Annotated in this window: 13 protein-coding genes and 1 pseudogene; 13 read left to right on the top strand and 1 reads right to left on the bottom strand. The window is 36.9% G+C overall.

The genetic code is table 11. The features are described from left to right. Positions 1-111: 111 nt before the first annotated feature. Positions 112-834 (bottom strand): aquaporin Z, encoded by a 723-nt coding sequence (gene aqpZ / locus IW16_RS20270; RefSeq protein WP_394332463.1) that lies wholly within the window; start codon positions 832-834, stop codon positions 112-114. A gap of 215 nt (positions 835-1,049) precedes the next feature. Here aqpZ and IW16_RS20265 point away from each other — a divergent pair, with 215 nt between their 5' ends. The 13 genes and pseudogenes from IW16_RS20265 to IW16_RS20205 form a co-directional block, all read left to right on the top strand. Beyond that, a complete protein-coding gene (locus IW16_RS20265) occupies positions 1,050-1,670 on the top strand; it encodes a DUF5715 family protein (protein ID WP_034748921.1) in 621 nt (206 codons plus the stop codon). 200 nt (positions 1,671-1,870) lie between these two features. Continuing rightward, complete coding sequence (locus IW16_RS20260; protein ID WP_034748918.1) at positions 1,871-2,611, top strand: hypothetical protein; 741 nt, start codon at positions 1,871-1,873, stop codon at positions 2,609-2,611. Positions 2,612-2,630: 19 nt separating this feature from the next. Next, positions 2,631-3,254, top strand: coding sequence for a hypothetical protein (locus IW16_RS20255; RefSeq protein ID WP_034748915.1), 624 nt, complete (start codon positions 2,631-2,633; stop codon positions 3,252-3,254). 17 nt (positions 3,255-3,271) lie between these two features. Then, entirely contained in the window at positions 3,272-4,033 is a 762-nt protein-coding gene (locus IW16_RS20250; RefSeq protein WP_228376972.1) for a sensor histidine kinase, read from the top strand. Next, on the top strand, positions 4,002-4,679 hold the full coding sequence (locus tag IW16_RS20245) for a response regulator transcription factor (RefSeq protein WP_034748913.1): 678 nt from the start codon (positions 4,002-4,004) through the stop codon (positions 4,677-4,679). Before IW16_RS20250 ends, IW16_RS20245 begins: the two co-directional genes overlap by 32 nt. A gap of 158 nt (positions 4,680-4,837) precedes the next feature. Next, positions 4,838-6,181, top strand: a complete 1,344-nt coding sequence (locus IW16_RS20240; protein ID WP_034748910.1) for a T6SS phospholipase effector Tle1-like catalytic domain-containing protein — start codon at positions 4,838-4,840, stop codon at positions 6,179-6,181. Positions 6,182-6,368: 187 nt separating this feature from the next. Next, the gene (locus IW16_RS20235; protein WP_034748906.1) at positions 6,369-8,297 is read left to right on the top strand and encodes an ABC-F family ATP-binding cassette domain-containing protein; all 1,929 of its coding nucleotides are present in this window, start codon (positions 6,369-6,371) and stop codon (positions 8,295-8,297) included. 241 nt (positions 8,298-8,538) lie between these two features. Then, positions 8,539-8,895: a hypothetical protein gene (locus tag IW16_RS20230; protein WP_034748903.1), complete on the top strand. Its 357-nt coding sequence runs from the start codon at positions 8,539-8,541 to the stop codon at positions 8,893-8,895. Between the two features lie 518 nt (positions 8,896-9,413). After that, positions 9,414-11,807 (top strand): TonB-dependent receptor, encoded by a 2,394-nt coding sequence (locus IW16_RS20225; RefSeq protein WP_051890514.1) that lies wholly within the window; start codon positions 9,414-9,416, stop codon positions 11,805-11,807. A 17-nt stretch (positions 11,808-11,824) separates the two neighbouring features. Beyond that, entirely contained in the window at positions 11,825-12,412 is a 588-nt protein-coding gene (locus IW16_RS20220) for a hypothetical protein (protein ID WP_034748896.1), read from the top strand. Between the two features lie 149 nt (positions 12,413-12,561). Continuing rightward, positions 12,562-13,896, top strand: coding sequence for a trigger factor (locus IW16_RS20215; protein ID WP_034748893.1), 1,335 nt, complete (start codon positions 12,562-12,564; stop codon positions 13,894-13,896). Between the two features lie 286 nt (positions 13,897-14,182). Continuing rightward, positions 14,183-14,869, top strand: coding sequence for a hypothetical protein (locus tag IW16_RS20210; RefSeq protein ID WP_034748890.1), 687 nt, complete (start codon positions 14,183-14,185; stop codon positions 14,867-14,869). Positions 14,870-15,022: 153 nt separating this feature from the next. Continuing rightward, positions 15,023-15,376, top strand: a pseudogene (locus IW16_RS20205) (M16 family metallopeptidase); the annotation flags it as partial. Between the last annotated feature and the right edge of the window lie 161 nt (positions 15,377-15,537).

The raw sequence follows: 15,537 nt of genomic DNA, 5'->3' as shown, positions 1-15,537 counted from the left end.
ATTTTAAAATTGAAAATAAAACCTTCCTCTGGAATAAATTATTCCGAATCAGAATAGAATAAAAAAGAGGCTGCCAATGGGCAGCCTCAGTATGTTAATCTTTGATTGATGTTAATCGGCAACGACTTCCGTTGAATCTCTCTGAAGCAAAAACTTGTAGATCAATCCTCCTTTTTTTCCTCCTAAAATAGGCGCTGCCCAGAACAGCCAAAGCTGCGACATGGCAAGTCCACCGGCAAATACAGCCTGTGAAAGGGATCTTGCAGGGTTTACCGAAGTATTCGTGATAGGAATAGAAATAAGGTGAATCAATGTTAAAGCCAAACCGATAGCGATGCCGGCAAACTTTCCGTTAGCCCATTTGTCCGTTGCTCCCATAATGACAATCAGGAAGAAGGCTGTCAGTAAAAATTCTGCAAGAAAGGCGGCTCCCATGCTGAATGCTTTACCGTTGTAGACGGCTTCCCCATAGAAATTGGTCGCAAAAGCACCGGGTTTTGAAAAATCGACCACACCAGCACCGTTTAGGATAACGTAAAGACATCCTGCTGCTGCCATAGCTCCAAGGCATTGCGCAACAACGTAAGGGATAAGATCCTTCGCAGAGAATCTGCCTCCTGCTAAAAGTCCAAAAGTAACTGCCGGATTGAAATGTCCGCCAGAAATATGCCCGACAGCATAAGCCATCGTAAGAACAGTAAGACCAAAGGCCAAAGCCACGCCTAAAAGGCCTATTCCGATATCGGGAACTCCGGCGGCAAAAACTGCACTTCCGCAGCCACCGAAAACAAGCCAAAATGTGCCGAAAAATTCAGCAAAAAGTTTTTTTATCATATGTTTATTATTTAAATGCATCTCAAATGTAAAATTTAAATTTTAAATTAAAAAGATAAAATGTAAAAATATTTTAACTTTTGTATGCAAAAAATTACATATTTAATAATTTGGTTTGATGTTTGTTGAGAATTTTTTTATGAGGACATAATGCACGAGTTGAATGCTATGGCATAAATGTTTATCTTTCGTTTAGTAATTTAAAAGCATGGTTAATGAGAAAGTTTTTTTGTGTGGCGTTTGTGCCTTTTATGTATAGCTTTTATTATTCGCAGGGAGCAAAAAAAGCACTTCCCTGTTATGATCTTTCTTCGGTACTGAAAGTAGAGCCTACCGCTCTGTACAAACCACACCTGGATGCCTCAAAAAGTTTTGGGGTAAAACTTCTTAAAGATTCAAAAACTGTACAGAAATATATCACCAGCGGGAAATTCCATAAAATAAAAAAGACAGGAAAAGGATACCGTGTCCAGAAACTCGACTACAGCCGGGCTTATATGGTGGCTAAAGCCAAAGCTACTCTGGAAAAAATGGGATCCAGATTCAGTAAAGAAACCAAAGGGCATACTTTTACGGTTTCATCCATCACAAGAACACTGGATGACCAATGCAGATTGCGAAGAGTAAACTCCAATGCATCACTGGGGATCAGCTCGCACAATTATGGAAATTCCTTTGATATTTCTTATATACGCTTCAATGATATAGTGAAATACAACCCCAAAATGGAAGCCGCGCTGGAAAAGGTTTTAAAGTACTATGTAAATGCCGGAAGGATTTATTACATCAAAGAAAGACAGCAGAGCTGCTATCATATTACGGTGAGGAATTATTGATTTCTTTCAATTTTACTTCAGCGGATCACATTTATCTCTACCATGTAATGATCAATAAATCAAAAAACTCCTTTACACGTAAAAGAGTTTTTTGCAGCTCAAAATTAAATTTATTTTACGGATAATAAATTTATGATATGATTATTTGTGCAGGAGGTTTAGTTTATATAATTTTATGCCACTAAACAAACCATGAAATTATGAACGAGAACGATTACAAACTGGCAGTTGCCGAATGGCGCAAATATCGGTCAGACTATTACTTGATCACAGAACTGATCAAACAAACCAATCAAATCTTTGAACTGTCTAAAGAGCAGATTGATAAAATCAAAGAAAAAAATGATTACCCGGATATCTGTGCAGAAGTAGGCGTATTTGGAGGCAGTATGGTTCTGATTTTCCTTCCTTTGGATAAGACAGGACATATTGATAAAAGTGTTGTTGAATATCAGTACACCACACTCCAGGTATTTAAACAGGATATAAGACTGCAGGAAACAAAAGAATTTACCGTTGTAAAAAACGCTGTTCTTTCAAGTAATCTTACCAAAGTAGACGATAATACCAACACCACTTTTCCTGTATCCGATCAGCCGATCCTTGACCAGGATATAGCAGTGGAAGCTATTGAGCGTTGGAGAAACGAAGGAATGGAGTGGTTCTTCCGTGAATGTACAGAATTCGGAGGGGAAAGAATTTTTAAAAGATTCTATATTCCGATGGAAGATCTGTTTCATGACAATCCGGAGATTGCAGGTGTTAAATGCTCTTTCGGGCTTAGATACAATGATATTTACCAAAGAATGCTGGTAACCGTAATCTTTATTTCTTTTCATAGGATTCTTTTGGAAGGAACAGCTACACAGCTTACTTCAAATACCTACGACTGGGCAAAACCGTGCCCGCCAATCTGTCGTATCCCTGAACTTGGATTTTAAATACACAGCATAGATAGGAATGACAGATCTTTATAAAGCCATATTATTCCTAAACTATGGGCTGCTTCTTTCCATAATACTATTGGGAGCAGCAAAATACCGTATACTAAATAATAAAGAAAAGCAATATTTTCACTGTATTGCTTTTCTTTTTTTTATCGAACTGCTGAACCTTGTTCTGCCGTACATCTTCAATCTAAATGATACCTCTTTTCTGTATCCTCTGTATATAGCCGGTGAATTTTTTCTGGTTACAGCGCTGTTTATCAGGAAACTGGATCTTCCTAAAAATTTCCTGGGAATTACAGCATTATTGGCTGCAGGATTTATGGCGTCAAAATATATATTGGATTATCCTTTCAACAGTGATATTGTTAAGGTGATCTCCAATATTATGATCATCTGCCTTTCGGGGTTTGCCCTGATTCGTGAGATCAAAGATGCTTCTACCCAGAACCGTTTTCTTTTGGTAGATGCCTGTATCTTTTTTTACTATTCGGTTTCGGTCTTTATTTTTATCATCCAGCACCAGATCGCTAACCTGTCAGAAAATGACTATTATATTATTCTCAGTGCAAATAATATTCTGTCAAGCATTTTATACTGTTCATTTTTATATACCTTCATCAAATTAAAGAAGTAACCTTAAATATTAGCCTGTTGATCCTTATAATTGTTACCATAGCAATTATAGTATCCTTTATTCTCCTTGCCTACAGAGCTTTCATCAGTCGGATCATCAAAGAGAAGAATGTTCAGCATGAAGCCGAGGTGCTTCATCAGAAAAAACTGGTGCTTGAAAATATTAAAGCCCAGGAAGAAGAAAGGAAAAGAATTGCAGTCATGATTCACGATGATATAGGGAACCGCCTCAATATCCTTTCACTGTGGATGAATAACCTTGATACCAAAGGCGATGAAGTGATCAAAAAGAATATTTACAGCCAGATGTCGTCCCTCATCGACGCATCCCGCAGTATTTCTCATTCACTATATCCTGTAAACCTTGAATCTGTAGGGTTTGTTTTATACGTAGAAGAACTGATTGCCAATCTTTCACACAAGATCAATATCTCTATGCAGGTAATGCCTGGGTATGAGAAAAAAGATATCTTTGTGGAAGTACAGCTGTACAGAATTATTCAGGAATTTACCACCAATGTCATAAAGCATTCTACCGCTACAGATCTTTGGATCTATATCAAAGATTATCCTCAAAATATGGCGGTTATCATTTCCGATAACGGACAGGGATTTGATTATAATCTGGTGAAAAAGGGAATGGGAATCAAAAATATTGAATCCAGGATAAAATCCATGAATGCCGTCCACAAATGGAAAAGTACTTTAAATAAAGGAAGCCGTTTAATCATTTTAATTCCAAAAAACAATGAACTCCCAAATCAAAATAGCCTTAATTGATGACGAACAGCTGATCCTGGAAGGGGTGAAAATGCTGCTTTCGAATGAAAAGAATATTTCCGTATGTCTTACCTCCAATAATGGCCCTGATTTTATTGAGAAACTGGGAACTCTTTCTGAACACGATTTTCCACATATCGCTCTTGTAGATGTACAGATGCAGCCTATGAACGGTTTTGAACTGGTAGAAGTTCTTAAAGAAAAACATCCCGATCTCAGGATTATTATCCTCTCTTCCCATTACAAAACTTCCATTCTGGGATATATGGTGAAACTTGGAGTTTCTGCTTTTCTACCTAAAAACTCTGATAGGAAAACATTTATCGATGCCATTACAATGGTTTATAAAAACGGCGTTTTTTTTACTGCCGAAGACCATCAGATGCTCTTTACATACATGAACAGTTCCGCAAAGAAGAAGTCACTTTTTGAAATGGAGGACGAATTGTCTGAGCGCGAAAAAGATGTAGTAAAATTGATCTGTCAGGAATATACCAATAATGAGATCGGAGAAAAGCTCTTCATAAGCCCTAGAACAGTAGAAAGTCACCGGCAGCGTATCCTCGAAAAAATCGGAGCCAAGAACACAGTAGGCATTGTAATCTATGCCGTTGTAAACAATATATATTCTCTTGACAAAATGTGATTCCGTATTTATACGGAATTTTTTATTTGGTATTTTCCACGCTAGTATTGCTTTCCCTTCTTCCGTTAATTTGAAAAATAAGTTTTAAGGATATTACCTTAGGATTAACGATGAAGATCCTTAAGGGAAACTTTTAATAATTAAAGCAAAACACAGCGATGGAAAACGATGCTATAATATCTGTCGGAATCTTTTTTGACGGAACAGGGAATAACGGGATCAATGCGGCATCATCAGATGATATGCCTTTAGTAAACAATGAGAGCTATAAAGGAGCACCCACCAATGTTTACAAGTTATTCAACTTATTTAAGGGAAACAATAAAATATATGTCGAAGGAATAGGAACCATTACCGGAGGTGAAGATAGCAATTTTGCTATGGCTACATGTGCCAATCCTCCGGATGCACAGGGATATTCTTCTGATGACAAACTGCAGAAAGCAGGTCTTTTTGTACAGAATACGGTTGTTGATAAAAATACAGAGTATCACTTTTATGTCTATGGATTCAGCAGGGGAAGCATGTTGGCGAGAGAATTCTGTAATCAGCTTGTTGATCAATATCCTTCAGGAAATATAAAAATAAAGTTTCTGGGCGTCTTTGATACGGTGGAATCCAAACCCTTTAACACTTATGACATTGGGCTGCCACAGGAAGTTGAAAATGCACTCCATATGTGTGCAGTGAATGAATGCCGTTTCTTTTTTCCACTCACCGGTTTTTTTGAGAACTCAAAAAATATGCAGGATACCAAAACTGAAACTGCAGGTTCTGTATGGAAAGAGGTTTTCGTTCCGGGAGCTCATGCAGACGTAGGGGGTGGATATTTAGAATCTCCTCATTCTGTTTATATTTCCACTGATTTTATTAATGTCAAAGATCTCCAGGATTATGTTTCAGATGTGAGAAATGCAAAAACTGATGCTGAAGGAAACAAGATATGGGATGCATTGCTTTCAGATTTTAAGATTGATAAAGGAGTTGTTCTCTCTCAAGCCTATATTTCCAGAGAAGTAGTTCTTAATACGCTTCCTTTTGTGTATGGAAGAATTATGCTGGAGGAAACCAATAGTGCTGTGTCCGGAATATTCAGTACAGATCTTAGCAATTCAGGGCTTGAAATCACAGATGATGCATTTCTCTCTGATTTCTATAAAGAACTCTCTGCTTATGTTGAAAGCTTTTCACCAACAGCAAAACCACAGTATAATTATACAGGTTTAGCAGATTATACCCATATTTCAGCCAACTTCGGGCTATATAGTGATGACACATTACAGAGATCAGCGGATGAGATTGAAGCAGAACTCATCAATAACGGCCTGAATGTACCCAGCAGTACATCCGTAGACCGTGGAATCCATACCAGATTTCTTACCGACCTGCATCTTCCCGAAGACAGTTTTGTAGCAGATTTTCTGTATGGAACCAATGTTCCGAATAATGATATCTGGAGCCGTACCATTGAAATGAAATCATTGGCGGCAGAACAGAATTAGATAAACGTTAGTACTTTTCAGTTTTAAATTTAGGTTACGAAGGGATGTCTGGCAGGACATCCCTTTTTATGGTGCCAAATACCTGTATTGTGAGGCAGTCTGTTTTTATTTCTGGGCTATTCATTTCTTTTTCCGTACTTTTGCACCCGAAAATTCATTATTCATTACTAATTTTTTATACAAAGAAATGCTTTCGGTTCAAGGTTTAGGATTACATCATTCAGGAAACTATCTGTTTCAAAATACAAATTTCACCATTAAAAAGGATGATAAAGTTGGTCTCGTAGGAAAAAATGGAGCGGGAAAGTCCACTTTATTAAAAATGCTTTCTGGGGAAATTAATTTCTATGAAGGGAATGTAGTCCGTGAAGGAGGCGCTACTATTGGTTTCCTGAAGCAGGATCTGGACTTCGTAAAAGGAAGAACAGTCTGGGCTGAAACTATGCAGGCCTTTGAGCAGATCAATGCATGGAAAAACGAACTGGAAGAAGTGAATCATCAAATGGCTGTGAGAACAGACTATGAAAGTGATGCTTACACAGATCTGATCAATAAAATGACAGAACTGAACGATCTTTTGATGAACCATGACGCTTACAATCTTGAAGGCGATATGGAGAAAGTATTGTTTGGTTTAGGTTTTAAAGCGGATGATTTCCAGAAAATCACCGATGAATTTTCCGGAGGCTGGAGAATGAGAATTGAATTGGCAAAACTGCTTCTTCAGAAAAATGATATCATGCTTCTCGATGAGCCTACCAACCACCTGGATATGGAATCCATTATCTGGCTGGAAAACTTCCTGAAAGATTACCCCGGTGCAATTGTTCTGGTAAGTCACGATAAACAGTTCATGACTGCAGTATGCAACAGGACTTTTGATATCAATAATAAAAAAGTTGACGATTACAAAGCCAACTACTCCAAATATCTCGTGATGCGTGAAGAACGCCGTGAAAAACTGATTGGTGCCAAAAAGAACCAGGATGCAGAGATCAAACAGATGGAGGATAACATTAATAAGTTCCGTGCAAGTGCTACAAAAGCATCTTTCGCACAGTCCCTTATTAAAAAGTTAGATAAAATTGAACGTATTGAAGTTGATAACGAAGATGTTTCAAAATTCAATATCCGTTTCGTTCAGTCTATGGTTCCCGGAAAAGTTATTTTTGAAGCCGAAAATTTAGGAAAAGCATACGGGAAGAAACAAATCTTCGATAAAGTAGACTTTATTGTTCAGAGAGGAGACCGAATTGCTCTGCTAGGGCAAAACGGACAGGGGAAAACAACCTTAGCGAAAATCCTTGCCGGAGAAATCAAAGATTATTCAGGAACCTGGAATTTAGGACACAATGTAAATATCGGATACTTTGCCCAAAATCAGGAAGAAGTACTTACTCCCAATAAAACAGTATTAGAAGAAGCAGAAGATGCGGCAACAGAAGAAACAAGACCTAGAGTAAGGGATCTTTTGGGATCTTTCTTATTTCAGGGTGAGGCTGTATCTAAAAAGACAAAAGTGCTTTCCGGAGGAGAAAGAAACCGTCTGGCTCTTTGTAAGCTGTTACTTCGTCCTTTCAATACACTCATCATGGATGAGCCTACCAACCACCTTGATATTCAGTCTAAGGAAATTATCAAACTGGCTTTACAGAACTTTGAAGGAACCCTGATTGTGATTTCGCACGACAGAGAATTCTTAGATGGACTTTGTGATAAGATTTATGAATTCCGTGACGGAAGAATGAAAGAATTCCTTGGAAGTGTCGGTGAATACCTTGAATACAGACAAAAAGAAACTCTTAGAGAAATCTCTGCTGAAAAAGCAAAACTTCACAGCGATGATGTGAAAGTAGAAGTGAAGCAGGCTCCTAAAGAAGTGAAAGTTGAAGAGAAATCATCGACTATTGTAAGCAAAGAACAAAAGAATATTCAGAATAAATTAAAGAAAGTAGAAGAGCAGATTTCAGAACTTGAAACAGAAATTGAAAAAATGGAAGCTACTTTTACAAAGGAAAATCCTTCTGAAGAAACTTTAGAAAAATATAACAGGATCAAAGAAGAACTGGAAGTTGCTTTGCAGGAATGGGAGCATCTTGGATCGCAGCTAAGCTAAGGTTAGGTTTTTCGGATACACATTTATGCTCAGAAAGTGGATGTTAGCCATTGGTTAACATCTGCTGACTGCAGCATTTACGGTAAAATTTCATAGCTTTTCATGTGATGTTTTTGATCAAATATCTAAATCCTGTATCTTCCTGTAACAAAATTTTATTTTTTCCGACGTATTGAACAGTTTTAAGCTAGATTTAATAAAACTTAATTTAAAACTTAAATTATTTTTATAATTTTACAAAATGATTTTTAAGGAAAGCAGAAATCTGAAGAATTTTATTTCCAAACTTTTGTTTGGGATCTACTTCATTGCCCTGTTTTCCCAAAGTTTTCACCACCATGATGCTGCCGACTACTTTAAGAGTTTCAATCTTAAGAAGACAGAAAATACCATGGCTAAAACTTCAGCTAAAGAAAAGCCTGGCGACTGTCTGGCGTGTCATTTCTTAGCGACAGGACATACATTGGTTCCGGACGAGTACCATTTTACTTTCGATCAGTTTACACACGAGGTAAAGCAGGTTATTGCTGTTCAGGAAAAAATATGGTCGCAGACCAAGTTCACTTTTCAGCTTCGGGGGCCTCCCGCAGTTGCATAAATCATAGATTTTTAAGGGCTTTAATTGATTTTAAAGTTCAATACTTTGGGTTTGGCTATTGGCCGATCGGTATGGTACTCGTAGTGCTTGTTTCAAGATTCGGGTTCGATGTTTAAAACTGAGAGACAGAAGAGGGAAGACGGAAGTCTCTGCAGATCTTAAATAAGAATACCTTTCTCAAGTACTTGTTCAGATGTCGGGTTCCGGGTACGGATTTCGAGATTAGGTTTCGATGTTTAAGAAAAAGGAGACGGAAAAGGGAAGATGGAAGTCTCTGCAGTTCTTAAGTAAAAATACCTTTCTCCTGTACCTGCACTGATTTTGAGTTCTTCGAAATAGGATAGACGTTTCCGAATTACCTATCAGTATGTAAATAGGGAATCTGATATCTCATCTTTGACCGCATCAGTTACCAGTACATTTTTACTTTGTAGATTTTACAAGGTAAAACCAAACCCATTCAACCAATTTTTACGAAAAAAATGTACCTGAAAAGGTACGCAATCAATCTATAGACAATGAAATTGATATATAGTCTGATGTTGGTCTTTTTGGGACTGACATTGATAAGTGCACAAAAAACTTACACAGTAGAAGGAACCGTTCAGGATTTTCACGATAAAACCATGTTGGAAAATGCGGTAGTGAACATCGGCGGATTCACCACCAAAACGGATGGTAAAGGTAAGTTCATGTTTAATAAAATTCCTGCGGGAAAATATGTACTCATTGCCAAACATCCTGATTGTGATGATTATACTGAAAATATAGGAGTTAATCAGGATCTACATTTGGTTATAACACTGGAACATCATATTAAAGATATTGAAACGGTGACCATCCATGGAAGCCATAAAAATAATGGCAGTATCGTCGTGAAAACTCTGGATAAAGCAACAATCTCCAGAAATGCTACTGAAAATCTGGGTAATCTGCTTACCAATATTTCGGGTGTTAATGCCCTGAAAACAGGTAATAATATTGCAAAACCTGTTATCCATGGGTTGTATGGAAGTAGAGTTTCTATTCTGAATGACGGGGTGAAACTGGCAGAACAGGAGTGGGGTGTAGAACATGCTCCCAATGTAGATGTGAACAATTTTGAACATATTGATGTGATAAAAGGAGCCTCTGCCCTGAAATACGGAAGTGGCGCTATTGGTGGTGTTGTGGTTTTGCAACCTCAGGTTTTACCTAAAAAAGATACGATCATGGGTGCTGTTGCACTGTCCGGGATTTCTAACGGCCGTGGCGCAAATCTTAATGTTAAACTGGCAAAAACATGGGAGAATGGCTGGGCTATAAAAACGAACGGGAGCTTTAAAAAACTGGGAGATTTAGATGCTCCTGATTATGGTTTAATGAATACAGGAGTTCAGAGTTCAGGATTTAATTTTGGAGTTCAGAAATTAACCTTTAATAAAGGGTTTTCATTTGATTATTATTTAACCAATAGTTCCATTGGGATTTTAAGAAGTTCACATACGGGTTCCGCGGAAGATATGGTTGAGGCTCTTACGGCTCCTCAGCCTATTTACCAAAGAAAATTCAGTTATGACATAGATAATCCGAGACAGGAAATTGAACATCATATTGCTAAAGTTTCTGCTTATCAAAGATTTGAAAACTTTGGGAAAATCACAGCAACATATAGTTTTCAATACAACCGTCGAAAAGAATATGATATCCGACGTACAGAAGAACTCAGTAAAAAGCCTGGATTAGATCTTGAATTAATAACTAATGATTTCAATGTGAATCATCTTATTGAAAGAGGAAACTGGAATCTTGAGACAGGGATTAACGGAGGTTACCAGAATAATTATTCTAATACAGATACCGAGGCTAGACGTTTGGTGCCTAATTATGACAGGTTTTATGGGGGGGCTTATTCTGTATTCAAATATAAAATGACACCAAAGTTGGAATTCGAAGCTGGTGCCAGATACGATTTTGACCGTTATGAAGTGACAAAATGGTACGACCTGAGCGACTGGAATAAGTCATATGCTGCTAATCATTCGGACTTTGTAGTACGGGTTAACCAGAATAGAATCCTAACAAAACCAGAACTAAATTATAATAATGTTTCCGGTAATGTAGGACTTACCTATCATCCGTCTGACTATTTTAGCTTGAGATTTAACTATGCTAGGGTTTCAAGATCTCCTAACGTTGCTGAACTTTTTGCTGATGGACTGCATCATTCTGCGGCTATTATCGAAAAAGGAGATATGGATATTAAAAGTGAAACAGGCAACCAGTTTAATGTAGTTGCTGATGCAAAAGTGAATCTTCTTGGCGGACTGAATATTTCTGTAAATCCTTACTTCTTTTACACCAAAAACTTTATTAATCAAGTTCCTATAGGATACAGTAATACACAATGGGGTGGAGATTTCGTCGTTTACGGATATCAACAGATTAATGCGCGAATGTATGGGGTTGATCTGGATGTTGCCCTTAAAATAAATGATAATTTATCCTACAAAGGAAGCGGCTCTTATGTTTATGGTCAGGACCTTACCCATGATGTTCCGTTGATTATGATGATGCCTGCTAGTTTTAATAATTCATTAGAGTTCAGTAAAAAGGATTGGAGCAACTTTTATGTTAATGTAAGTAATCAGACAGTTCTTAAACAAACAAGATTCCCTGTTTATAACATTTTTGTCAGAAAATATGATACTGATGGAAACCCTTACAGACAGGAAGTTGATATTTCTACACCTCCAAAAGGATATTCACTTTGGAACCTTCAGGCAGGGGTGAATCTGACTAAAAATTTCGGAGTCGATATCTCCGTTCGTAATGTAATGAATAGCGCTTATAGAGACTATCTAAACAGATTGCGCTTTTTCTCCGATGAAATGGGGAGGAATTTTATAGTAACGCTTAAATACCAGTTTTAACAATTTAAAATAAAAAAATGAAAAATATTTTTAAAAATACAACACTTATCTTAGGACTTTTAATGATCGCTTTTTCTTTAGGTTTGACCTCTTGTAACAGAGGTGATGATGAAGCTGATGATCTGCCTCAGGAAGAACTTTCTGACATTCTGCTGAAAGTAACAGATGAGGCTACAGGAGTTGGTATTACGTATGACTATCAGGTAAACAGTACTACGAATCCTAATGTGAAATTAGTAAACGGGCATACTTATAATGTTGAAGTTAACTTCAAAAATGGAGATGAGGATGCAACAGAGGAAATAAGAACAGCGAAAGATGAACATTTTTTAGTGTATAATTTTCCAAATTCTGATATTGTTATGACACGTACAGATGATGAATCTTCCACGAGAAAAGATGGAAAGCGCGTTGGACTTAAAACAAAGTGGGTAGTAAATGCAGCGGTGAAAAATGCAACAGCACCAAGCCAGCTTGTTCTTACTTTATATCATGAGCCGGTATCTGTTTCTGAAGCATCTGCAGTAAGCGGAAATGGTGTAGTCTACGGTGTACAGTCAGGAGGAGAAACCGATGCTCAGGCAACTTATAATATTATTAATTAATAGTGATTTAAAAAGGTTATTATAGCATTAAAACCACTGATATTTTCAGTGGTTTTTTATTTATAGACATTTGAAGATTAAGAATTGATTGGAAGTAGGGTATTCTCATAAAATTTTCATATTTTTGCAACCTAAAATTTTAATCAATAATGAAGGTTACCGCACAAAACCATGATGACGTAAGTGCATTGCTTACAGTGACATTGGAAAAATCTGACTACAAAGAAAAAGTAGAAAAGCAGTTGATTAATTATGCTAAAAATGCGCAAGTTCCTGGTTTCAGAAAAGGGAAAGTGCCTTTAAGTATGGTTAAAAAACAGTATGAAGCAGGTATTGCATTCGAAGAAATCAACAAACAGGTTTCTGACGCATTGAACAACTACGTTAACGAAAACAAGTTAAGACTAGTTGGACAGCCTGTTCCTCAGCCAGTAAACGGACTAGATCACAACGCTGAAAAAATTGAAGTTGCTTTTGAAGTAGGGTATGAGCCTGAATTCACTATAGATTTAGCTAAATATGAAGCTCCTCATTATAAAGTAGAGGCTTCTGACAAAGAAATTACAAAGAGCATTGAGAACATGCAGAGACGTTTTGCGGAGCAGGTTCCTCAGGATAAAATCAGCAAAGATTCTTATGTAGCTTTAGAAATTTCTCAGGTTGTAGAAGAAGATGCTGAAGGAGAGCACCACCACCACCCAAAGAACGTTACCGTTACTGCTGAAAACAAAGAAGCTTTCAAATTGGTAAAAGCTTTGAAAATGGACGGTTCTGTAAAAGTATCTAAAGAAACTCTTGCATCTGACGAAGAACTGGCTAAAGAATTAGGATTCACTAAAGAAGAAGTGGAGCATTTACACCATGCTGAAGTAGAAGTTAAAGTAAAAGATTTCTATGCACTGAACTTGGCTGAACTGAACCAGGAGCTATTCGACAAAGTTTACGGAGAAGGAACCATTACTTCTGAAGAAGAACTTAAAGAAAAAGTAAAATCTGAATTGGATGAGTACTTCCAGCAAAATGCTGACGTTCACTATGTGAATAAAGTATTAGAGCAGGTTACTGAAAAAGAAGAAGTAAAACTTCCGGAAGATTTCTTAGTAAAATGGTTAATATTCTCTAATCAGAATATCCAGTCTGAAGAGCAGGCTAAAGAAATCCTTAATGCTGAGAAAAGCCAGTTAAGATACCAGATCATTGAAGGTAAATTAATGACTGACAACGACATCAAATTAGACTATGCTGATGTATTGGCACAGGCTGAGCAATTGGTAAGAAATCAGTTGGCGATCTACGGAATCCACCACCTAGGTGATGAAGAGATCCAGAAATATGCTGTTGAAATGTTGAAAGACCAGGAGCAGGTAAGACAAATTTCTTCTGAAGTAGCTATGGCTAAATTAAAAGACGTTATCCTTGAAAAAGGAGGGAAAAACGAAACTAAAATTTCTCACGACGAATTTTTAGAAGAACTTAAAAAATAATTTATTTCGATATAAATATTTGAAACCTCCGATTATCGGAGGTTTTTTTTATCAGCAATTCTGCAGTGTTCATTTTAAAACAGACGTTTTTAAATAGTCTTTCAACAGAAAGATCAACATACAAAAGATAGTAGCGATCGCATTATTAGCCAGAGCGTATTCTGTATTTTCTTAAAAAATCTTAATCTGGAAGTATGAAAAATATTCGTTATAACCAGTATATAGGCTTTGCTTATTTTGTTTTTGGTCATTATTCATATATTTACACCTTAAACTTATTATAGATATGAAAAAGATCATCATTCCGTTTTTCTGTGCCGTTCTGTTCTCAGTTCCGGCAACAGCTCAGCAGACAAGCGCAGCTCCCGTAAAGGCGGAACTCGTGAAATCTAAACTGACTCCCAAAGAAGTTATTGATAATTATTTCAAAGCTCTGGGGGGGAAGACCAAATTAGAAGCAGTAAAATCCACAGTTATAGACAACACTCTAAATGTTCAGGGGATGGATATTACAATGAACAGTATGAAGATGGGCAACAAATTCAAATCTGAGCAAACCGCAATGGGACAAAAAGTGACTCAGGTTTTTGACGGTGAAAAAGGATATATAGAAAGAGCAGGGCAAAAAAGTGATTTCCCGGCTGATAATATAGCAGAACTGAAAAAAGGCACAACCCTGGAAGCGTTAGCGTTTAACCCTTCCAATTTTCAGTCAGTAACCGTTGAAAAAATTGATGCTAAAGATTATAATGTATTGTCTTCAGAAAAAGGAAAGTTTTATTTTGATGCTGCTACAGGGCTGTTGTACAAATCTACAGCAGCAGAAGGAAGTGTTACTGTGAAAAATTATATGACAGTAGAAGGTTTAAAATTCCCTTCCGAAATAGATATTGAAGGCAAAGGGCAGAAAGTGACAATAAAAACGACAAAGGTTGTTTTAAACAGCGGTGTTTCTGATGCTGATTTCAAGTAAAAACGATCATTTTATAAATACAAAAGCCGGAGACTTTCCGGCTTTTTTGCTGCTTTTTTAATTTTAACTCAAATTTAACTATAATGTGAATTTTAACATTTCTTCAGATGGTGAATAATTGATACTTTTAGCACGAAAATAAATTCAAATTATATGAAGAAAGTTTTATCATCATTTGCCGTCATCTTCCTGATGTCTTCAAATGTTTTCGGCCAGAATATTCCTGTGGATCCATCCGTGAAAATCGGTACTCTTCCCAACGGAATGAAGTATTACATCAAAAAAAATACATTACCTGAAAAGAAAGTAGATTTCCGTCTGGCCATCAATGCCGGATCTATTCTTGAAGATGAAAATCAAAGAGGTTTAGCGCACTTTATGGAGCATATGAACTTCAATGGAACCAAGAATTTCCCGGACAATAAACTGGTGGATTTTCTACAGTCTATCGGTGTGAAATTTGGACAGCACCTTAATGCTTATACCAGTTTTGATGAAACTGGATATCCTAATTTAGCTTCCAGTTAAAGTTAAGCATAAAACCTTAATTTTAACTTATGAAACGAGAGCGAAAAATCTACGATCCAGCTTTTAAAACCAAAGCCGTTCAATTAAGTAATGAGCGAACTAATATCTCGGAACTCGCACGAGAACTCGGAATTGCAGTC

This window comes from Chryseobacterium vrystaatense (assembly GCF_000737765.1).
Lineage (GTDB): Bacteria > Bacteroidota > Bacteroidia > Flavobacteriales > Weeksellaceae > Chryseobacterium > Chryseobacterium vrystaatense.
Note: the sequence above shows the minus strand (reverse complement) of the source record. Positions and strands in the feature narration are given on the sequence as shown.

Excerpts from the sequence above, each read along its gene's own strand:
- IW16_RS20240 (WP_034748910.1), top strand. The coding sequence starts at position 4,838 with ATGGAAAACGATGCTATAATATCTGTCGGAATCTTTTTTGACGGAACA.
- IW16_RS20265 (WP_034748921.1), top strand. The coding sequence starts at position 1,050 with ATGAGAAAGTTTTTTTGTGTGGCGTTTGTGCCTTTTATGTATAGCTTT.
- IW16_RS20225 (WP_051890514.1), top strand. The coding sequence starts at position 9,414 with ATGAAATTGATATATAGTCTGATGTTGGTCTTTTTGGGACTGACATTG.
- IW16_RS20230 (WP_034748903.1), top strand. The coding sequence starts at position 8,539 with ATGATTTTTAAGGAAAGCAGAAATCTGAAGAATTTTATTTCCAAACTT.
- IW16_RS20245 (WP_034748913.1), top strand. The coding sequence starts at position 4,002 with ATGAACTCCCAAATCAAAATAGCCTTAATTGATGACGAACAGCTGATC.
- aqpZ (WP_394332463.1), bottom strand. The coding sequence starts at position 834 with ATGATAAAAAAACTTTTTGCTGAATTTTTCGGCACATTTTGGCTTGTT.
- IW16_RS20210 (WP_034748890.1), top strand. The coding sequence starts at position 14,183 with ATGAAAAAGATCATCATTCCGTTTTTCTGTGCCGTTCTGTTCTCAGTT.
- IW16_RS20235 (WP_034748906.1), top strand. The coding sequence starts at position 6,369 with ATGCTTTCGGTTCAAGGTTTAGGATTACATCATTCAGGAAACTATCTG.
- IW16_RS20255 (WP_034748915.1), top strand. The coding sequence starts at position 2,631 with ATGACAGATCTTTATAAAGCCATATTATTCCTAAACTATGGGCTGCTT.
- IW16_RS20260 (WP_034748918.1), top strand. The coding sequence starts at position 1,871 with ATGAACGAGAACGATTACAAACTGGCAGTTGCCGAATGGCGCAAATAT.
- IW16_RS20220 (WP_034748896.1), top strand. The coding sequence starts at position 11,825 with ATGAAAAATATTTTTAAAAATACAACACTTATCTTAGGACTTTTAATG.
- IW16_RS20215 (WP_034748893.1), top strand. The coding sequence starts at position 12,562 with ATGAAGGTTACCGCACAAAACCATGATGACGTAAGTGCATTGCTTACA.